Consider the following 18,809-nt stretch of genomic DNA (forward strand, 5'->3'; position numbering starts at 1 on the left):
CTACCGGCCGCTGAACGCCTCCGCGGAGCGCCGGGCACCGACGCCGGCCGTCTCGGGACGGCGGTGAGCCCCCGACGAAGTGGGACGCAACGTGATCGCCGCGATGTCGTCGCGCCGCACACCTCCGGAGAAGGCCTCCAGGTCCGCGTGGAGCGTGTCCAGCAGCTCCCGGGTGCCGAGCCGGGTCCAGTGGCTCAGCCGGGCGTCCAGCGGATAGAAGGCTCCCGAGGCGTCACGGGCCTCGGTCACTCCGTCGGTGAACATCAGGAGCGTCGCGCCGGGCGGGAAGTCCAGCCACTCCGCGACCCGCGCCTCGCTGCTCAGCTCAGCCATGCCCAGCGGCACCGACGTACGGCGCAGCGGAACGGCGGCCGCCACCCCTTCGTGCAGCATCCGGGGCGGCAGATGACCGCAGTTGACGGCCTGCACCCGGCCGGCGCCGTCGAGGCCGAGCACCAGGGCGGTGACGAAGCGTTCGGTCTCGCCGGTCTGGGCGGAGAAGGCGTTGTGCCGGGCGACCGCGTCCTCGACCGCGTCCACCACGCCGGTCAGGGCGGGCTCGCGGATGGCGGCCTCGCGGAACGCGCCGAGCGCGGCGAAGCCCACCCCTATGGCGGCGAGGCCCTTGCCCTGCACGTCACCGATGATGACGCGGGTGCCGTACGGGGACTGGACGATCTCGTAGATGTCGCCGCCGACCAGGTGGTCCTCCTCGATCGGCGCGTAGATGCCGTCCACGAGGACCTGGTCGGTGAGCACGGGAAGCGGGCGCAGAATCTGCCGTTGGAGGGTGACGGCCGCGGACCGCAGCCTGGCGATCGCGCTGACGTGCCGGATCCTGCGCGCACAGGCGGCGACGCCCAGCGCACAGGCCAGCACGGTGAAGCAGACGCCGCTCGCCAGGTCCCAGAACGAGCCCCCCGACACCAGCCGGGAGATGACGACGACGGGCATGATCCAGAGCGCCGCGGCGACGGTCTGCCGGACCGTGCAGAAGACCGAGACGAGTGCGGGCACGACGACCAGCAGAGGGATGAGCTGCAGGTCCTCACCGGTCAGGACGTCCAGGCACACCACGGCGAGGGAGAGCAGGGCCAGTCCGCCCATCAGGACCGGGGTACTGATCCGGGCCGCGACGGCGGCCCGCTCCCCGGCGTCGGCCACCGCAGGCTCCACGCTGTGCGCCATCGGCGGACGCCGCACCCCGATCGTCACTGTGCCCTCTCCTCCCGCAGGCGCCGGGCACGCCCCGGCACTCATCTCCAGTCCACCTGGAGCTGGGGCATCGGCGCAGGGGGCTTTGGGCCTTTTGAGCCACGCCGAAGGTCACCGGCCATCGGCCTTCGGTGCTCTTCGGGCCGGAAGTCCCGGCCGGACGTCCCGGACAAGGCGTCCGGCCGGGACCTCCGGCCTGCCCTGCCCGTCCGGTCCGGAATGCCGGGGTTTCAGCGTCCGTCCGGGGTGCCGGAAATGAGCCGGGGATCAGCTGCGGGCCGCCGCGTCGGCCGCCTCTCCCCTGGCCGGACGGGGAGCCTCGGCATCGGGTACGAGCGCCGCCAGGAAGGCCGTCCGCCTGCGAAGCCGGAATCCGAGGGACTCGTAGAGCCGCACGGCATGGACGTTGTCCGCCGCGGCGTGCAGGAACGGCGTTTCGCCGCGCTCCCGGATCTCGTGGGAGACGGCGAGCAGCAGCCGGGTGGCGAGCCCCTGACCCCGTACGGACTCGTCGGTGCAGACCGCGCTGATCTCGCTCCAGCCGGGCGGGTGCAGCCGTTCCCCGGCCATGGCCACCAGCGCCCCCTCGCGCCGGATTCCGAGATAGGTGCCGAGCTCGATGGTGCGTGGCAGGAACGGTCCCGGCCGGGTACGTGCCACCAGGTCGAGCATCTCGGGCACGTCGGCGGGCCCGAGTCGCACCGCCTCCCGGTCCGGGGCTGCCGCGACGCCCGCGTCGACCAGCTGGACGCCCTCGGCGTGGAAGGTCCGCTCCCAGTCGTCCGGCGGCGGCTCCCGGAACGCGGTGATGGTGATCTCCCCGCCCGGACCGGCGAGCGCCGCGGCGTCGGCCCAGTCCGCCGGCCCCGCCCGGTCGGGAAGCGCGACCCAGGGGGTGACGGCGGCCGGGTAGCGCAGGATGCGGCCGCGACGTTCCGCGAAACGGGCGTGCGGCCCGGTCAGCGAGGAGCCGACCGGGTCGTCCAGCGGGTGCCCGCCGCCGGACAGGGGCTGCTGCGTGCTCATGCGGTCACCTCGATCACGGTCTTCCCCTGAGCGTGGCCGCTCTCCACAGCCCGCAGCGCCTCGCCCGCCGCGCTCAGCGGGTAGGTCCGGGTGACATGGGTCCGCAGGGCTCCGGTGACGACGAGGTCCGCGACCTCGCCGAAGACCGCAGAGGTGCGGGCCCGGACCACCGCCGCACCGCCCAGTTCCACCGCGAGCGCCTTGTCGGCGGCGCTGATGAGGGCGGCGGGGTCGGCGAGCAGCGCGGCGGCCCCCCGCAGGGTGTCACCGCCGACCAGGTCGAAGACCGCGTCGACGCCGTCGGGGGCCGCCGCTCTTACCCGCTCCGCGAGCGAGGCGCCGGATTCGACGTGCACCGCGCCGAGCGACTCGACGAAGTCCTTCTTGGCCGCGCCCGCCACCGCGACGACCTTGACGCCCGCGTGGTGTGCGAGCTGGACCGCGGCGCTTCCGACGCCGCCGCCGGCCCCGGTGACCAGCAGCGTCGAGCCGGCGGCGGGGGCGAGCTGGCGCAGCCCGTCGTAGGCGGTGGCGGCCGCGACGGGCAGTGCCGCCGCGTCGGTGAACGACAGCCCGGCCGGCTTGTGCGCGGTGACCGCGGCGGGCAGCAGCGTGTACTCGGCGTACCCGCCGGTCACCGGACTGCCGAATACCTGGTCGCCGGCCTCGAACCCTTCGACGTCCGGGCCGACCGCCACGACGACCCCGGCGGCCTCACTGCCGAGGACGGTGGGGAACGGCTGCGGTTCGCTGCCGGGCCTGGTGTAACCCGTGCGCAGCTTCCAGTCGACCGGGTTGACGCCCGCCGCCCGTACGGCGATGAGCAGCTCGCCGGGACCGGGCACCGGGGCCTCCTGCTCGACGAGGGCCTCCACCTCCGGCCCGCCGTTGCGGGTGAACACGTACGCCTTCGGCATGAGCTCCCTCTCCTGTCTCTTTCCCACGACTGCTTTCCACGGCCGTTCGCCACGACTGCTTCCCACGGCCGTTTCCCACGGCACCGGCCACCCGGACCGGTGCCCACAGCAGCAGGAAGTCCCTCACGGGTGCGGCTATTCCCGGGGAGGTGCCGGGTTCACGGAGCCGTGACACGACACCGTCGTCCGCCCACTGACCGATTCCCGCCAGTCGGGTCGCGGCCGCCCTCCGCTCCCCCGGCGCAGGTCATCCGCGCGACCGCGGGCCTCGGCCGGAAACCGCGCTCCGGGTCACCGTCGATTTCAACTCAACTACCGCTGGATATGCGCCGGTCGGTGCCCATTGCGCCGGGGCTGTGGCACTCTGGTGACGACCGCCCCACCGGGCTCCCCCGTACCGGTGGGGCGGTTCTGCTGCCGAATCCGTTCCCCTGCACGGATATGACAAGGGATCACGTCGATTCTCGGCCATTGACTGGTTGTGACCTGATCAACTCTCAGCTGCCCGCATGGGTGGGCTCTCTGCGGGCATACGCCTACACCTCATGGCCTACGACCAGGGGAGCGTGACGAGATGACGGCGCACACTGCGCAGACCGCCGGTTCGGAGCGAGCGGAGAGTGCACGGTCGACGGCGGCTGGAGACCCTGCCGCGACAGCCGCGGCAGCCGCCGCGGTCATGGTGGACACCACCAACATGACAGGGGTGACGGGCGTGACCGGCGGCGGGAACGCCGCGGACACCCCGGGGGCCGCGGACGAACTTCCGTGGATCGAGGACGCCGGAAAGATCGCCCCGAAGGACGCACGGGCGCTGTCGAAGCTCTTCTTCGACCGGCTCCAGGTTCTGGAGGAGGGCACCGCCGCCCACCAGTACGCGCGCAACACGCTCATCGAGATGAACCTCTCGCTGGTCCGGTTCGCCGCGGGCCGGTTCCGTAACCGCGGCAGCGGCGACATGGAGGACATCGTCCAGGTCGGCACGATCGGGCTGATCAAGGCGATCGACCGGTTCGACCTGTCCCGCGAGGTCGAGTTCACCTCCTTCGCGGTCCCGTACATCGTCGGAGAGATCAAGCGGTTCTTCCGCGACACCACCTGGGCGGTCCACGTGCCGCGCCGGCTCCAGGAGCTGCGCGTCGACATCGCCAAGGCGAAGGAGTGCCTGGCCACGGAGCTCGACCGGGAGCCCACGGTCCACGAGCTGGCCGGACACCTCGGGATCACGGAGGAGGAGGTGACCGAGGGCATCGTCGCGGCCAACGGATACACGGCAGGGTCCCTGGACATGCCGACCGACGCGACGGACACGGGCCGCAACGGCACTCCGGGGCGCACCTTCGCCGACGCGCTGGGCGAGGCGGATCCCGCCATGGAGACGGTGGAGAACCTGCAGACACTGGCCCCGCTGCTCGGGGACCTGGACGCGCGCGAGCACCGGATCATCGAGATGCGTTTCGGCCAGGAGCTGACGCAGTCGCAGATCGGCAGCGAACTCGGCATCTCGCAGATGCACGTCTCACGTCTGATCAGCCGGATCCTCGGCAAGCTCCGCACCGGGATGCTCGTCGACGAATGAACTGACTGATGCATCAGTCAGCACCTCAATGCACACCCTGTCGCGACATTAGCCCGACTGATGTTGAGATCCTCTCAACACATGGGTAACGTGACCGACCATGCAGCACGATGAGGCGGCCGAGCGGGTCCGGCAGGTGATCCGGAATGCCGGAGTGAGTCAGCGCGAGTTCGCGCGGCGGATGGTCATCGATCCGTCGAAGCTCTCGCGCTCGCTCGGCGGCACCCGTCGCTTCAGCGCGGCCGAGCTGGCCCGGGTGGCGGACATCGCCGGGGTCGACGTCGGCTGGCTGCTCGGGACACAGTCCGAGCAGGGCGCGGCGCCCTCGGCACAGACGGGGGCGCCGCTGCCGGCCGCCCGCCCCCGGCGCGTCCGCAACGCCGCCGCCGGACGACCGGCGGCGGCGGACAGCGGCAGACCGCTCCAGATCGTCCGGCAGACCGTCCGGCTGATCGCGGAGCACGGATTCCATTCCGTACGGGTCTCCGACATCGCGGAGGCCTGCGGAACCAGTACCGCCGCCATCCACTACCACTTCCCCGGGCGTGACGAGCTGCTGGAGGCGGCCGCCCGCTGGTGCATGGACGAGGACACCGCCAGACGCGCGGCCGGGACCGCGGACACGGACCACGCCGGCGACGAACTCCGCCTGCTGATCGAACTCCAGACCCCGTACACCTCCCAGCAGCGCCGCCAGTGGAGTGTCTGGCTCGACCTGTGGGCCGAGGCGGCGCGCTCCACCGCGGTCGGCGCACTCCATGTGGAGTACTACCGGCAGTGGCGGGCCACGGTCGCTGAGGTGATCGGCCGCGGCGTCACCCAGGAGGTCTTCCGGCCGGTCGATCCGGAGGCCGCCGCCATCGGCCTCACCGCCCTCATCGACGGGCTGGCCACCCAGGTCCTCGCCACGACACCGGGGGAACCGGGCACCAGCGCCGAGGACATGCACGGTGCGCTGCTCCGCTACGTGGACGCGACCCTGACCGCCGGCTGACCGGCGGCCGGCCTCCGCCTGCCCGGCGCCACCACTCGGCACAGCGGATCCCGACCTCAGTAGACCCTCACCTCAGCTCATCCCCACCTCAGCACATCCGCACATCCGCACCTCCGCAGACCCATCCCGAATCCAGCAGACCCCCTCGAATCAGGAGCCGCTTCCGCATGCCCGTAAACCAGGACGTCATCATCACGTGTGCCCTCACCGGAGCCGGTGACACGGTCCGCAAGAGCCCCCACGTGCCCGTCACTCCCGAGCAGATCGCCCGTTCCGCCGTAGAGGCGGCCGAGGCCGGCGCCGCTGTCGTGCACATCCACGTCCGTGAACCGGAGACCGGCGCACCCTCCCGCGATCCGCGCCTGTACCGGGAGGTCGTCGAGCGGATCAAGGAGACCGGAACCGATGTCGTCATCAATCTGACGGCCGGGATGGGTGGCGATCTGGTGATCGACCCCGACGCCCCGCTGCGGCAGCTGCCGGGCACCGACCTGGTCGGCGGGCTGGAACGCCTCCCCCATGTCGAGGACCTGCTGCCGGACATCTGCACGCTCGACTGCGGCTCCCTGAACTTCGGCGACGGCAGCAACCTGTACGTCTCCACCCCGGACATGCTCCGGGCGGGCGCCCGCCGCATCCAGGAGCTGGGTGTACGCCCGGAGCTGGAGATCTTCGACACCGGGCAGCTGTGGTTCGCCAAGCAGCTCCTCGCCGAGGGGCTGCTCGACGCGCCGACCGTCTTCCAGCTCTGCATGGGCGTCCCGTGGGGCGCGCCCGCCGATCCCGGCGTGCTCCAGTCGATGGTGAACATGCTTCCCGAGGGCGCGCAGTGGGCGAGTTTCGCGCTGGGCCGGATGCAGATGCCGTGGGTCGCGCAGTCGATCCTCCTCGGCGGCCACGTCCGGGTCGGTCTTGAGGACAACCTGTACCTCGGCAAGGGCGTCAAGGCCACCAACGCCCAGTTGGTGGAGCGCGCCGTGCAGATCACCGAGGCGCTGGGCTCCCGGGTCGCCACCCCGGACGAGGCCCGTCAGCGGCTCGGGCTCAAGCCCCGCGGCTGAGCCGCGTCCCGGCCGCCACCCGCTCCCCCACTCGTTCTGGAGAACCGCACGATGAACGCCGCACAGCCCGCACAGCCCGCACGAACCACCGCGCCCGCGCCCACTGTTCAGCCCGGACCGGCCACCCCGGCTCCCTGCGCCCCGGAGGACGTACGCCGCGTGGCGTGCGTGGGCGCCGGAGTGATCGGCGGCGGCTGGGTCGCGCACTTCCTGGCCCGTGGCTACGACGTCACCGCCTGGGACCCTGCCCCCGACGCCGAGGCGAAGCTCCGCCGGCTGGTGGACGCCGCCTGGCCCGCGCTGGAGCAGCTCGGCCTCGCGGCAGGAGCGTCGCCGGACCGGCTCACGGTCGTGCCGACGCTCGAAGAGGCGGTTTCCGATGCCCAGTTCGTCCAGGAGAGCGCTCCGGAGAACCTGGAGCTCAAGCGGGATCTGCTGGCCCGCCTCGACGCCGCCGCGCCCGCGGGGGTCGTGATCGCGTCCTCGACATCCGGCTACCCGATGACCGACATGCAGACCCGGGCCGCGGGCGCCGGACGGCTGGTCGTGGGGCACCCGTTCAACCCGCCCTATCTGATCCCGCTGGTCGAGGTGGTGGGCGGCGAGCTGACCGCACCGTCCGCGGTCGGCTGGGCGTCCCGGTTCTACGAGGTCGCGGGCAAGTCCGTCATCACGATGGCGCGCGAGGTCCCCGGCTTCATCGCCAACCGCCTCCAGGAGGCGCTGTGGCGCGAGGCGCTGCACATGGTCGCCAACGGTGAGGCGACGGTCGCGGAGATCGACGCCTCCATCACCGAGGGCCCCGGACTGCGCTGGGCCTGCATGGGGCCGATGCTGACCTTTGCGCTCGCGGGCGGCGAAGGCGGCATGGCGCACATGCTGGATCACTTCGGCCCCTCCCTGAAGGCCCCGTGGACCCGGCTCGAAGCCCCCGAACTGGACCGGGAGCTGTACGACGCCGTGGTGCGCGGCTGCGACGAGGCGGCGGGCGGCCGCAGCATCGCGGACCTGGTCGCCGAACGCGACCGCGGCGTCATCGAGGTCCTGCGCGCCACCGGCCGGCTCGCCGGACGGAGCACGGAGGAGGAGGCCAAGTGATCGCGCTGCCGCTGCACCGGGAGACCGTGCGCCCGGAGTGGATCGACTACAACGGCCACATGAGCGAGGCGTTCTACGTACTCGTCTTCGGTTTCGCGACCGACCGGATGATGATCGAGACCGGTCTGAACTCCGAGTACCGGGAGCGCACCGGCTGTTCGCTGTACACGGTCGAGTCCCATATCCGCTATCTGCGCGACGTCGCGGAGGACGACCGGCTCGCCGTCCGGACCCGGGTGCTCGGCGCCGACGCGAAGAAGACCCGGTTCACCCATGAGCTGTACGTGCTCGGGCCCGACGCGCGGGACGACACGGAACCGGAGCCGGACGCCGCGCCCGTGGCGACGAGCGAACTGCTCGCCCTCCATGTGGACCAGCAGGCCGGCCGCACCGCGCCCTTCCCCGACCAGGTGCGTGAGCGCCTCGTCGCCCTCACGGAGTCGGCACCCGGCTGGGCGGGCCGCTCGATCGTGGAGGTCCCCGCCGCACGCTGAGCGGCGGCCACGAGCCGCTGTTGTTTCGGGCCGATGAAATCGTGCCACGCCCCCTGCCCGGACCACCGGTTCCCCCGGTGGTCCGGGCAGTCGGCTGTCCGCCGCGCGCCCGCGCACATCCGTGCAGGTCCGGTGCTGTACGGGTGCGGCACATCGCCGCCCCCTGCCCGCTGCCGCGTGCACGTCGAACGGTCCCCGCGGACGACTCGGCCGAGGCCCCGGGCGGTTGACGCGCTCCGGGCCCGCTGACACGCTCGCCGCATGCCCGCGACCCTGCCACTCGTCTCGCGTCGCCACGTCGATCTGGGGCGCCTCGCGTCCTCCGCGTGTAGCCGCCGCGCCGCGCTCCGTTGAGCAGCTGACCTGCCCGGACGCACCGCAGCACTGACTCCCGCCTCAGGCACCGCCCTGGCTTCGGCGTGCCCGCGGCCGGCCGCGGCGGGCCTGCCGCACCGGGACCACACCCGCACCGAGAACCGCAGAGGAAGACCATGAGCCAGCCCGTAGACTCCGTCACCGCAGGTCACACCCCCGAGGACCAGGACCGTCAGGACCCGGGCGCGGCCTGGTCGTTCGAGACCAAGCAGATCCACTCCGGGGCCGCCCCCGACCCGGCGACCGGTGCCCGTGCGGTGCCGATCTACCAGACGACGTCGTTCGTCTTCCGGGACACCCAGCACGCCGCGGACCTGTTCTCGCTGGCCGAGCCCGGCAACATCTACACCCGGATCCACAACCCCACCCAGGACGTCCTGGAGCAGCGGATCGCCGCGCTGGAAGGCGGAGTCGCCGCGGTGGCCCTCGCTTCCGGGCAGGCCGCCGAGACCCTCGCCCTGCTGACGCTGGCCGGTGCGGGAGACCACATCGTCTCGTCCACCTCGCTGTACGGAGGCACCTACAACCTGCTGCGCCACACGCTCCCCCGGTTCGGCATCGAGGTGTCGTTCGTCGACGACCCGGACGACATCGAGGCGTGGTCGGCGGCGATCCGGCCGAACACCAAGGCGCTGTTCGCGGAGACGCTGGGCAATCCGCGCGGTGATGTCCTCGACATCCGGGCGGTCGCCGACGCCGCGCACGCGGCCGGGGTGCCACTGGTCGTCGACAACACCGTGCCCACGCCCTTCCTGCTGCGTCCGATCGAGCACGGCGCTGACGTCGTGATCCACTCGGCGACCAAGTTCCTCGGCGGACACGGCACCACCATCGGCGGTGTGGTGGTGGACGGCGGTACGTTCGACTTCGGCGCGCACGCGGAGCGGTTCCCCGACTTCAGCTCCCCCGACCCGAGCTACCACGGTCTGCGCTACTGGCCGGACCTGGGCCCCAGCGCCTTCGCGGTCAAGCTCCGGGTACAGCTGCTGCGCGACCTCGGCCCCGCGCTCTCCCCGCACTCCGCCTTCCTGCTGCTGCAGGGCGTGGAGACACTGAGCCTGCGGCTGGAGCGGCACACCGCGAACGCCCTGGCGCTGGCCGAATGGCTGGAGCGCCGGGACGAGGTCTCTGCCGTCCACTACGCCGGTCTCGAATCGAGCAAGTGGTACGAAGCGGGGCGCCGTTATCTGCCGCGCGGCGCGGGCGCCGTGCTCGCCTTCGAGCTGCGGGACGGGGTGGAGGCGGGCAAGAGGTTCGTGGACGCGGTCGGACTGTTCAGCCACCTCGCCAACATCGGTGACGTACGCAGCCTGATCATCCACCCGGCGTCGACCACGCACAGCCAGCTGACCGAGGAGCAGCTCGCCGCCACCGGGGCGACGGCCGGGCTGGTCCGCCTCTCCGTCGGGCTGGAGAACGTGGACGACCTCAAGGCCGATCTGGAGGCCGGGTTCCGGGCCGCGAAGGCGGCGTCCTGAACCGGACGGCCCCCTTCCGCACGCTCCCCCTCCCGCCGGCCACCGGAGGCCGGCGGGAGGGGGATCCGCCGGGCCGCCGCTCCTGGGTCCGCCTGGACCGGGCGCTGCCGCTGGAGTCGGGTGACGAGCTGCCCGGTGCGCAACTGGCCTACGAGACATGGGGACGCCGGGCGGCCGACGGATCCAACGCGGTCCTGGTGCTGCACGCCCTGACCGGGGACAGCCATGTGGCCGGGCCCGCGGAGCCCGGCCATCCCACCGACGGGTGGTGGGACGCGCTGGTCGGCCCCGGCAAGGCGCTGGACACCGAGCGCTGGTTCGTCGTCGCGCCGAATGTGCTGGGCGGCTGCCAGGGCAGCACCGGCCCGTCGTCCACCGGTCCGGCCGGGGCGCGCTGGGGCGGCGGCTTCCCCCGTCTGACGGTCCGGGACCAGGTGGCGGCCGAGGCGGCACTGGCCGACGCCCTGGGCATCGGCCGGTGGGCAGCGGTGATCGGCGGCTCGATGGGCGGCATGCGGGCGCTCGAATGGGCCGTCGGCAGGCCGGAGCGCACCGGCTCGCTGCTGGTGCTCGCGGCGCCCGCTGCGGCCTCGGCCGAGCAGATCGCCTGGGGCTCCGTGCAGATCTCCGCGATCCGCTCCGACCCCGGCTGGCGCGGCGGCCACTACCACGACGCGCCCCCGGGCGAGGGCCCGCACCGGGGCCTCGGCCTGGCCCGCAGGATCGCCCACATCACCTACCGCAGCGAGCCCGAGCTCGGCTCCCGGTTCGGTGGCGAGGCGCAGCCGGGCGAGCATCCCCGGCACGGCGGGCGGTACCGGGTGGAGTCGTATCTCGACCATCACGCGGCCAAACTGGTGCACCGCTTCGACGCCGGCAGCTACGTCACCCTGACCGAGGCGATGAACGGGCACGACATCGGGCGCGGACGGGGTGGCACCGCGCAGGCGCTGCGCCGAGCCCGGATGCCCGCGCTGATCGCGGGCATCGACTCCGACCGGCTCTATCCACCCGCCCAGCAGGCGGAGCTGGCCGCGCTGCTGCCCGGCGCCGACCGGGCCCGGATCGTGGAGTCGCCGCACGGCCACGACGGATTTCTGATCGAGACGGTCCAGGTAGGCGCTCTGGTACGGGAGTTGCTGCCGGGCCTGCCGGATCCGGGCCGCTGACGCCCGCACCACTGTTTCCGTCCACTCGACCCGGGAGTTGTCGCTCATGAGATCCGTTCCGCCGTCCGAGGACGCCTACGACGGGATGCGGCTGCGTCAGTGGTCGCGTGGCGCCGCGCGCTCCGCCGGCATCGAACGCCGTGATCTGCTGCGGCTGGTCGCGGCCGCCTCGGCAGCCGCCACGCTGCCCGCCGGTCTCCCGTCCCCCGCGCAGGCGGCCCCCGGGGCCGCCGACCCCGCGCCCGGGATCGTCAAACCGCTGCCGCCCGAGTTCTTCACGGTGCGCGGCACCAACGCCGAGACCAACTTCGCGGCGCTGCGCCCGACCGGGCTGCTCACTCCCGCAGACCGCTTCTTCGTGCGCAACCACACCACCACCCCGCGGATCGACCCGGCCGCCTGGAGGCTGAAGGTGTGGGGCGACGGGCTGCGGGGCCCGGCGGTGGAGTTCACCTACGACGAACTGCGGGCGCTGCCGACAGCCACCGTCACCTCGTTCGTGGAGTGCGCGGGCAATGCCCGCAGCTACTACACGACGCAGCAGGGCGAGCAGGTCAGCGGCACGGCCTGGACGCTCGGCGCGATCGGTACGGCCCGCTGGCGCGGGGTGCGGCTGGCCGATGTGCTGCGCCGGGCGGGCATCACCCGGAACGCGGTGGATGTGCTGCCGCGCGGACTGGACGACGAGGTGATCAGTGACGGGATCAACCTCGGCCGGGTCCGCCGGCCACTGCCGGTCGCGAAGGCGCTGGACGACGTGATCCTCGCCCACGAGATGAACGGCGAGCCGCTGCCGCCCGACCACGGCAGTCCGGTGCGGCTGATCGTGCCGTCCTGGGTCGGGGTCGCGAACATCAAGTGGGTCGGTGACATCGAGGTGAGCGCGTCGCCGCTGTTCTCCCCGTGGAACACCGGCCTGTACCGGCTGTTCGGGCCCGGCTATCCGCCCGAGGGCAGTGCGCCGCTGACCAGGCAGACGCTGAAGAGCGCCTTCGAGGTGACACCGGGTGCGTCGTTCCGCTCCCGCCGGCGCCATGTGCTGACGGGCAGGTCCTGGTCGGGCGGGGCGCCGGTGCGCACGGTCGAGGTCAGTACCGACGGCGGTGCGCGGTGGCGCCGCGCACGGCTGCGCGACGAGCCGCGGAGCGGAAGCTGGGTCCGCTGGTCGGCCGACTGGGTACCGAGGGACCGCGGACCGGCCGTCCTGCTGGCGCGGGCGACGGACCGGTCGGGCCGCACCCAGCCGGAGAAGGCCGTCCCCAACACGCAGGGCTATCTCTTCGACGCCGTGGTCCGGCACGAGGTGCGAGTCGTCTGACGCGGCGGCGGGGGCCGGGCGAGTCGCCCGACCCCCGCGAGCCACCTCGGACTCAGTCGCCGTCCCGGTCCGCCGTCCGGCCCGCGTAGTAGGTGGCGATCATGTCCTCGCCGCCGTGCCCGGCCGCTTCGGCGCGGGCGAAGCGGACCTCGGAGGCGGCGGTCAGGTCCAGCCGTACGCCGGTCTGCCCGGCGGCGTCGAGGATGAGGCGGGTGTCCTTCAGGGCCGTGCTCAGGGAGACGCTCGGAGTGAGATCGCCGGACAGCACCGCGGCGGACTTGCTCTGGAGATAGCCGGAGTCGAGCGGGCCGCCCCGCACGGCGTCGAGGAACAGCTGCGGGTCGACGCCCAGCCCCTCCGCGAGGTTGAGGCTCTCGGCCACGCAGCCCACCATGTTCATCACCCAGGTGTTCACCACGAGCTTCAGCCTGGACGCGGCCCCCGGTTCCTCGGAGACCCAGACAGTACGCTGCCCGATCGCGTCGAACACCGGATCCGCCACCGCACGGGCGGCGGACGGCCCGGAGACGAAGACGGTCAGCGCGCCCTGTTCCGCAGGCTGCCTGGTCCCGGAGACGGGCGCGTCGAGGAAGACGAGGCCCAGGTCCGCGGCGCGCTGGGCGAGTTCGACCGCACCGTCCGGTCCGACCGTGGAGCTCTGCAGCAGGACCTGGCCCCGGTGCACCCCGTCGGAGGCGGCGGTGAGCGCGGCGGCCACGGAGGTCGTGTCGTTGAGCGTGGTGAGGATGACGTCGGCGCCGTGTACCGCTTCCGCCGCTGTTCCGGTCACGGTGGCACCGTCCGCCGTCAGGGGCTCCGCCCTGGCCGGCGTGCGGTTCCAGGCGCGGACCTCCAGCCCGGCCCGGATCATGCTGCGGGTCATCGCGGACCCCATGATCCCGGTGCCGAGGACGGCGACGACCGGCGGTCGCGGGGTTGCTCCGGCTGTCGCTGAATTCATGGGGCCATTCCCTTCGTCGGCCGCGCCCGGATTCGCGCGCGGCGTTTCGGATGCTCAGGACTGCCGGCGCGCGCCTTCGAGTACCGCGGTGTAGACGGCCCTGGCCAGCCGCGATCCCCAGCGCGAGCGGGGCCCGGCGAACATTTCGCCCGGCCCGTCGACCGGTCCGGGCGCCGCGACACAGACGGAGTCGGTGGGGGTGCCCGAGCACGAGAGCCCGGCCCCCAGGAGGGCCTGGACCTTGGCCTCCGTGGCGGTCGCGACGGCGTTGACGAGCGCGGCGTCGCAGAACGGCACGGGCAGGACGACGACGATGTTGACCGTGCCCGGCCCCGGCGGTGCCCCGGTGTCCGCCGCCGGGGCGGCCGCCCAGCCGCGCACTCCGAGGCCACAGGTGGCAGTCGCCGTGACCTCCCCGTCCACGGCGACCGTGTACGCGGTGACGTCGGCCGCCGTCATCAGCCCGGCGCCGGGCCCGGTGAGGTGTTCGGCCGCGGCGATCTCGGCCAGGTGCCGGTCCGGGTCCGTACGCGGATAGCCGCCGGGCACCTGGGCGTTGAGGATCCAGTCACGCGGGCCGATGCCGCCGCCGAGCACGGCGCTGCTGCAGACCCGCCAGCCGGGGCCCAGCCGCCACACCAGATGGTGCAGGTCCACGCCGTCCTCTTGCCGGGCCAGCAGTTCACCCCGCTGTTCGGGGAGCTGGACGCGTGCGGAACGGATGAGACACCCCCAAAGGCGCGGCAGGACGGCGGTCGCCCTGCGGACCCGTAGATCATATGCGCCGGGGCGGGGCGCCCAGGGGGTGCCCCGCCCCGCGTCCGCCGTCAGGCCTCGCCCCGGCCCATCGCGATGAGCCGGTCGAGTACGGCGGCGTCGGCCCTGACTCCGTCGTGCGCGTAGGCGTCGGTGACCCAGGTGCGCAGTCCGCGTACGGCGTCGGCGGTGGCCAGCGCGTGCTCGCGGTCGACGAACATGTCGTCGTGGTAGACGGCGGCGACGACCGGGACCTCATTGGCGGCGAGCCGGTCCAGGTCGTACAGGGCCGGCCAGTCCGTGCGGGCGGCGAGCGCCTCCGCGGCGCCGCGCAGCGGTACGAGCGCGGGGTCCTCCTCGAACTGCCAGGGGTAGACCATCTCGCCGGTGAACCGGAGCGGTCCGCCGGCGGTGGCGTCGAAGGCCGGGAACTCCTGGCGGACGCGGTGCGCGGACCAGTCGGTGGGGCGGCGGCCGCCCTGGGCATAGATCGGCTCGTGGAGCGCGGCGTACAGGGGGCGCTCGGCGAAGGACACGGCCGCGTCCACGCCGCGCAGGAACGTGTCGGTCAGCTCCGGCCCGTCGGCACCCTCGGTGAAGGCGGTCTCCAGGAGGTAGTGGAGCGATTCGGACTTCGACGCGGTCCCGAACGTGATGCCGAGGGTCTGGAAGCGGCGCACGGTGAGGCGTTCGCCGGTCGGCATCCGCACGTCGTGGCTCTCCAGGTGTGCCGCGACGGCGTCGGCCAGTGCCTGGTCGCCGGGGTAGCGGTCGAAGTAGCGCTCGTTCTGGGTGAGGGTGCGGGCGTAGGCGGCGCGGTACACGTCGTCGGCGTGGCCGGTGAGCGTCGGCAGTCCGCCGGTGATGTAGGCCCGGGTGAGCCCTTCGGGGGCGAGGCTGAGATAGGTGAGCGTGGTGAAGCCGCCGAAGCTCTGGCCGAGCACGCTCCACGACTGCTCGCCCTGGAGCCGGCGGCGCAGGAGTTCGGCGTCGCGGACGATCGAGTCGGCGCGGAAGTGCGCGAGGTACCCGGCGGCCGCCGGGTGATCCGAACCGAATCGGGCCAGGGTGCGCCGGTCGGCGGGGGTCGAGCGGCCGGTGCCGCGCTGGTCGAGGAGGACGACGCGGTACTCGGTGAGCGCGCGGCGCAGCCAGGCCCCCGCGGCGTTGGGGCGTTCGGCGCGGCCGCCGGGTCCGCCCTGGAGCCAGAGGAGTCGGGGAAGGTCCTCGTGTTCGCGTCCTTCCGAGACGACTTCGCGGGCGAAGAGCGCGATGGCGGGGCCCTCGGGGTCGCTGTGGTCGAGCGGCACATCGAGGAGGTGGTCGGTGCAGACCAGGCCGCCGTGGCGGTAGGTGACGGGGGCTGGGGTGGACATGGCACTCCTCTCACGTCGCGTATCTCGCGTCGTGTCTCTGTCGTCGCGTGTCTCGCGTCGTGTCTGTGTCTCGCGTGTCGTCGCGTCGCGTCGCGGAACGGTTTCACGGGTGGCGGACGGGCCCGCACCGGGGGGTGCGGGCCCGTCCGGGAGGGTCAGTAGCCGGCGACGCCCAGGTCGCGGCAGATCGCCACGAGGTCCGGGTGCACGTAGCGCCCGTTCTCCTCGATGGCGACGCCGTCCAGGTAGATGGACGGGCCGAGAACGCTGCCGTCGGTGTGGGCGGCGGCGACCCACGGCTCGCCGCCGATCCAGGCGCCCTTGGTGCCGATGCCGAGTTCGACGCAGCCGAAGACGCGCTCGTCCTCGACGATGCGGCCGGTCGGGGCCAGGACGCCGGGGTTGAAGCCGAGCGACCAGTGGGCGACGCGGAACATGTTCGGGTCGTCGAAGGACTCCATCCAGCGGCGGAAGGTGTCCGCGTCGGCGTCGCCCTCGATCTTGGTGACGACGCCCTTCTCCACGGTGCACCGGACCGGGGAGCGCAGCAGGCCGATCTCGTCCGGCGGCCACAGGGCCCCGTCGAAGACGAGCACGCCGTCCTGGGTCTCCTCAAGGGGGTTCCAGGAGATCTGGCCGGAGAGCATGACCGTCTCGCCGGGCTTCTCCGCGGGCTTGCCGCGCAGGTTGATCGGCCGGTCGCCGTTGCGGCCCACCAGGTCGGTGCCGTTGGCGGAGGTGATCCGGACCTCGTCGGCCGCCTCCAGCAGGGCGACGAGGGCCTTGCCGAGGCGTATGACGCCCTGGAAGTCGGGGCGTCCGACGGTGGCGACCAGCATCTGGACGTCCATGGCGGTGAGGTTGGTGTAGCGGCAGCCGTTCGCCATGGCGGCGCGGAACGCGTCGGAGTGCATCAGGTAGGAGACGGCGAACTCGATCCACACATCGGCGTCGGCGATGGCTCCCGCGACCGGGCGGGGCGGCTCCATGGAGGCGCCGGGCAGCGTCTCGTACCAGACGACGACGGGGTGCGCCCCGGCGGCGGCGACGGCCTGCGCGGTGGCTTCGATGACCCGGCGGTCGCTGCTGGTGTCGCCGGTGAGGACGACGTGCTCGCCGCGCTTGACGAGCATGACCTCCTCGACGAGCTTGCGGGCGGCCAGGGCGAGTTCGAAGCTGAGGTACTCGGGACGCGGTTCGAGCCTGCTGTACATGTCCATGGGGGTCTCCTTGCCGTGCGGGTGGTGCTGAGTGGTGCGGTGGTACGGGATGTGGTCCGGGGGCGGGGTGGCGGGGCTCAGGTCTTGAGGATCTGGGCCGAGTCCCCGAGCGAGCTGCCGGCGATCAGTCCGGCGCCCACCAGGTTGAGTTCCTCGTCGGCCGCGGGGCCGCGCAGCCTCCGGTAGCCGACCCGGACGACGAGGGCGCCGAGGACCAGCCAGCAGGCTTGCGGGGTGAGGATGAGCAGGCCGGTGGCGAGCATGACGCCCATCTGCCGGCGGGTGCCGCCGAGGAGTTGGATGGCGGCGCCGGGGACGGCCCAGATGAGCATGGTGCGTACCGCGTCCGGGTCGCTGAGGCCGCTCTTGATGGTGTCGGCGTACACCTTGGCGACGGGCGGGATGAGTCCCTGCCCGAAGTACGAGCGCCAGGCGAGGGCGACGACGGCGAGGGCGACCGCGAAACCGATGAGGGCGGCCAGGAACTGCTGGCGGCGGCCCTCGCGCTCGAACGGGTCCCAGGGGCGGTGCTCGCGCCGCAGCAGCCAGCCGGCCTTGAGGTCGTAGCCCATGTCCGCGAACGCCGGGCCGGTGGCGGAGACGTACCCCACCAGGAGGGCGAGCGGTACCGACGGGATTCCTATGGCGAGGCCGAGGATGAGGAAGATCAGCGTGACGGCGAAGGACGGAAACCAGCCGGACTGCATGGCCGCGAGACCGACGATCAGTTCGTGTACCAGGGCGGCGAAGGCGGCGAACAGCACCCAGCCGACGATGCCGAGCGGACTCATGTCGCCGATCAGCCCGCCGAGCACCGCGAGGACCGCGGCGCCCCCGGTGAAGAGCGCGAAGCCGCGGATCAGGGAGAGCCGCAGTGCGCGCTCGTCGACGGTGTAGGCGGTGCTCGGGTCCGCCGGCTCGACGTGCGCCACGCTGCGGTCCTTCTCGGCGGCCGCCGTTCGTTTGCGCTCGCGACGGCCGACCAGCAGGTGCACGGCCTGGCCGAGGGCCACGACGCCGGCGCCGACCATGACGCCGTGCGGGATGTACCCGGCGCCCAGGTCGGTGTGGAAGAGGTCCATCCCGTACTGGCGCAGCATCAGTCCGATGCCGAACATCATCAGCGCCCAGACGTTGCCCAGGAAGGCGACCCCGGCGGCCGAGAGCGGCAGGCTGAAGAGGGTTCCCGCGAGGCCGACGGCGGTGCCGCCCGCGAGGATCAGGGCCCGGCGCCCTCCCCGGTCGCCGGCCTTGATGGTCTCTGCGGCGGCGGTGCCGGGCGGCCAGGCGGCGTCGGCGGGCAGCAGCCGGGAGCCGAAGGCGCGGTAGAGCACCCAGGCGTCCACGACAAGCCCGACGGACGCGCCCGCGAGCATCGGCCAGACCAGGTCCTGGCGCCCGAAGACGTACGGGATGGCGACGGAGGTCAGCAGGGCGTTCGCGGAGGCGAAGGTGGCGGCGGAGATCGCGCTCTGGGCGAGGTTCTGCCGGTGCACGGACCGCATCCGGCGCAGGAAGCCCAGCGGGATGCGGCCGATGAGCATGGCGACGAGTGCGCCGACGACCGAGGTGTTGGCCGAGATGCCCAGCTTGGAGACCAGGTCGATGCCGATGACGGCTCCCACGGCGGAGAGCACGACCAGGATCACCAGCAGCACGGGTTCCATGACCCTGGGGTGCGACCGGGGCTCGTCGGGGGCGGACGGCGGCGGGGCAGGGTGCGGCGCTGAGACGTGGTGCGCCATGGGGCACCCCCTTCGGTTTGCAGGGCT

The 18,809-nt window shown here is 72.8% G+C and carries 17 protein-coding genes; 9 read left to right on the forward strand and 8 right to left on the reverse strand.

Features of this window, described 5'->3' with window-relative positions:
- From ACZ601_RS14565 to ACZ601_RS14575, 3 genes are all read right to left on the reverse strand, one after another.
- Positions 1-1,215, reverse strand: coding sequence for a PP2C family protein-serine/threonine phosphatase (locus tag ACZ601_RS14565; RefSeq protein ID WP_469537262.1), 1,215 nt, complete (start codon positions 1,213-1,215; stop codon positions 1-3).
- A gap of 267 nt (positions 1,216-1,482) precedes the next feature.
- Entirely contained in the window at positions 1,483-2,241 is a 759-nt protein-coding gene (locus ACZ601_RS14570; RefSeq protein ID WP_469537265.1) for a GNAT family N-acetyltransferase, read from the reverse strand.
- On the reverse strand, positions 2,238-3,158 hold the full coding sequence (locus ACZ601_RS14575; RefSeq protein WP_469537266.1) for an NADP-dependent oxidoreductase: 921 nt from the start codon (positions 3,156-3,158) through the stop codon (positions 2,238-2,240). The genes ACZ601_RS14570 and ACZ601_RS14575 overlap by 4 nt, the downstream gene beginning before the upstream one ends.
- A 697-nt stretch (positions 3,159-3,855) precedes the next feature.
- Between ACZ601_RS14575 and ACZ601_RS14580 the strand changes: the two genes are divergently transcribed.
- From ACZ601_RS14580 to ACZ601_RS14620, 9 genes are all read left to right on the forward strand, one after another.
- Complete coding sequence (locus tag ACZ601_RS14580; RefSeq protein ID WP_469537618.1) at positions 3,856-4,737, forward strand: RNA polymerase sigma factor SigF; 882 nt, start codon at positions 3,856-3,858, stop codon at positions 4,735-4,737.
- Positions 4,738-4,837: 100 nt separating this feature from the next.
- Positions 4,838-5,731, forward strand: coding sequence for a TetR/AcrR family transcriptional regulator (locus tag ACZ601_RS14585; protein ID WP_469537268.1), 894 nt, complete (start codon positions 4,838-4,840; stop codon positions 5,729-5,731).
- Positions 5,732-5,898: 167 nt separating this feature from the next.
- Complete coding sequence (locus tag ACZ601_RS14590) at positions 5,899-6,792, forward strand: beta-keto acid cleavage family enzyme (RefSeq protein ID WP_469537271.1); 894 nt, start codon at positions 5,899-5,901, stop codon at positions 6,790-6,792.
- A gap of 51 nt (positions 6,793-6,843) precedes the next feature.
- Positions 6,844-7,890, forward strand: coding sequence for a 3-hydroxyacyl-CoA dehydrogenase NAD-binding domain-containing protein (locus tag ACZ601_RS14595; protein ID WP_469537274.1), 1,047 nt, complete (start codon positions 6,844-6,846; stop codon positions 7,888-7,890).
- Positions 7,887-8,384, forward strand: coding sequence for a thioesterase family protein (locus tag ACZ601_RS14600; protein WP_469537276.1), 498 nt, complete (start codon positions 7,887-7,889; stop codon positions 8,382-8,384). Before ACZ601_RS14595 ends, ACZ601_RS14600 begins: the two co-directional genes overlap by 4 nt.
- A 261-nt stretch (positions 8,385-8,645) precedes the next feature.
- Positions 8,646-8,738 carry a putative leader peptide gene (locus ACZ601_RS14605; RefSeq protein ID WP_311307387.1) on the forward strand — a complete coding sequence of 31 codons (93 nt, stop codon included), beginning with the start codon at positions 8,646-8,648 and terminating at the stop codon, positions 8,736-8,738.
- 137 nt (positions 8,739-8,875) lie between these two features.
- Positions 8,876-10,237: a bifunctional o-acetylhomoserine/o-acetylserine sulfhydrylase gene (locus tag ACZ601_RS14610; protein WP_440576187.1), complete on the forward strand. Its 1,362-nt coding sequence runs from the start codon at positions 8,876-8,878 to the stop codon at positions 10,235-10,237.
- The gene (gene metX / locus ACZ601_RS14615) at positions 10,234-11,406 is read left to right on the forward strand and encodes a homoserine O-acetyltransferase MetX (protein WP_469537620.1); all 1,173 of its coding nucleotides are present in this window, start codon (positions 10,234-10,236) and stop codon (positions 11,404-11,406) included. Before ACZ601_RS14610 ends, metX begins: the two co-directional genes overlap by 4 nt.
- A 46-nt stretch (positions 11,407-11,452) precedes the next feature.
- Entirely contained in the window at positions 11,453-12,724 is a 1,272-nt protein-coding gene (locus ACZ601_RS14620) for a sulfite oxidase (RefSeq protein WP_469537280.1), read from the forward strand.
- A 52-nt stretch (positions 12,725-12,776) separates the two neighbouring features.
- Here the strand turns inward: ACZ601_RS14620 and ACZ601_RS14625 are convergent, their stop codons facing one another.
- The 5 genes from ACZ601_RS14625 to ACZ601_RS14645 form a co-directional block, all read right to left on the reverse strand.
- Positions 12,777-13,685: an NAD(P)-dependent oxidoreductase gene (locus ACZ601_RS14625; RefSeq protein ID WP_469537283.1), complete on the reverse strand. Its 909-nt coding sequence runs from the start codon at positions 13,683-13,685 to the stop codon at positions 12,777-12,779.
- Between the two features lie 54 nt (positions 13,686-13,739).
- Positions 13,740-14,342, reverse strand: a complete 603-nt coding sequence (locus ACZ601_RS14630; RefSeq protein WP_469537286.1) for an adenosylcobinamide amidohydrolase — start codon at positions 14,340-14,342, stop codon at positions 13,740-13,742.
- Between the two features lie 170 nt (positions 14,343-14,512).
- Entirely contained in the window at positions 14,513-15,817 is a 1,305-nt protein-coding gene (locus ACZ601_RS14635) for an alpha/beta fold hydrolase (RefSeq protein WP_469537289.1), read from the reverse strand.
- A gap of 155 nt (positions 15,818-15,972) precedes the next feature.
- On the reverse strand, positions 15,973-17,037 hold the full coding sequence (locus ACZ601_RS14640; protein WP_073738000.1) for a 2,5-dihydroxypyridine 5,6-dioxygenase NicX family protein: 1,065 nt from the start codon (positions 17,035-17,037) through the stop codon (positions 15,973-15,975).
- A 77-nt stretch (positions 17,038-17,114) separates the two neighbouring features.
- Positions 17,115-18,782 carry an OPT/YSL family transporter gene (locus ACZ601_RS14645; RefSeq protein ID WP_469537292.1) on the reverse strand — a complete coding sequence of 556 codons (1,668 nt, stop codon included), beginning with the start codon at positions 18,780-18,782 and terminating at the stop codon, positions 17,115-17,117.
- Between the last annotated feature and the right edge of the window lie 27 nt (positions 18,783-18,809).

The sequence above is a fragment of the Streptomyces sp. NPDC104307 genome (genome assembly GCF_055584045.1).

What these genes read in the sequence shown, in the direction of transcription:
- ACZ601_RS14570 (WP_469537265.1), bottom strand. Translation starts at nt 2,241, where the DNA reads ATGAGCACGCAGCAGCCCCTGTCCGGCGGCGGGCACCCGCTGGACGAC.
- ACZ601_RS14575 (WP_469537266.1), bottom strand. Translation starts at nt 3,158, where the DNA reads ATGCCGAAGGCGTACGTGTTCACCCGCAACGGCGGGCCGGAGGTGGAG.
- ACZ601_RS14580 (WP_469537618.1), top strand. Translation starts at nt 3,856, where the DNA reads ATGACAGGGGTGACGGGCGTGACCGGCGGCGGGAACGCCGCGGACACC.
- ACZ601_RS14585 (WP_469537268.1), top strand. Translation starts at nt 4,838, where the DNA reads ATGCAGCACGATGAGGCGGCCGAGCGGGTCCGGCAGGTGATCCGGAAT.
- ACZ601_RS14590 (WP_469537271.1), top strand. Translation starts at nt 5,899, where the DNA reads ATGCCCGTAAACCAGGACGTCATCATCACGTGTGCCCTCACCGGAGCC.
- ACZ601_RS14595 (WP_469537274.1), top strand. Translation starts at nt 6,844, where the DNA reads ATGAACGCCGCACAGCCCGCACAGCCCGCACGAACCACCGCGCCCGCG.
- ACZ601_RS14605 (WP_311307387.1), top strand. Translation starts at nt 8,646, where the DNA reads ATGCCCGCGACCCTGCCACTCGTCTCGCGTCGCCACGTCGATCTGGGG.
- ACZ601_RS14610 (WP_440576187.1), top strand. Translation starts at nt 8,876, where the DNA reads ATGAGCCAGCCCGTAGACTCCGTCACCGCAGGTCACACCCCCGAGGAC.
- ACZ601_RS14620 (WP_469537280.1), top strand. Translation starts at nt 11,453, where the DNA reads ATGAGATCCGTTCCGCCGTCCGAGGACGCCTACGACGGGATGCGGCTG.
- ACZ601_RS14625 (WP_469537283.1), bottom strand. Translation starts at nt 13,685, where the DNA reads ATGAATTCAGCGACAGCCGGAGCAACCCCGCGACCGCCGGTCGTCGCC.
- ACZ601_RS14635 (WP_469537289.1), bottom strand. Translation starts at nt 15,817, where the DNA reads ATGTCCACCCCAGCCCCCGTCACCTACCGCCACGGCGGCCTGGTCTGC.
- ACZ601_RS14640 (WP_073738000.1), bottom strand. Translation starts at nt 17,037, where the DNA reads ATGGACATGTACAGCAGGCTCGAACCGCGTCCCGAGTACCTCAGCTTC.
- ACZ601_RS14645 (WP_469537292.1), bottom strand. Translation starts at nt 18,782, where the DNA reads ATGGCGCACCACGTCTCAGCGCCGCACCCTGCCCCGCCGCCGTCCGCC.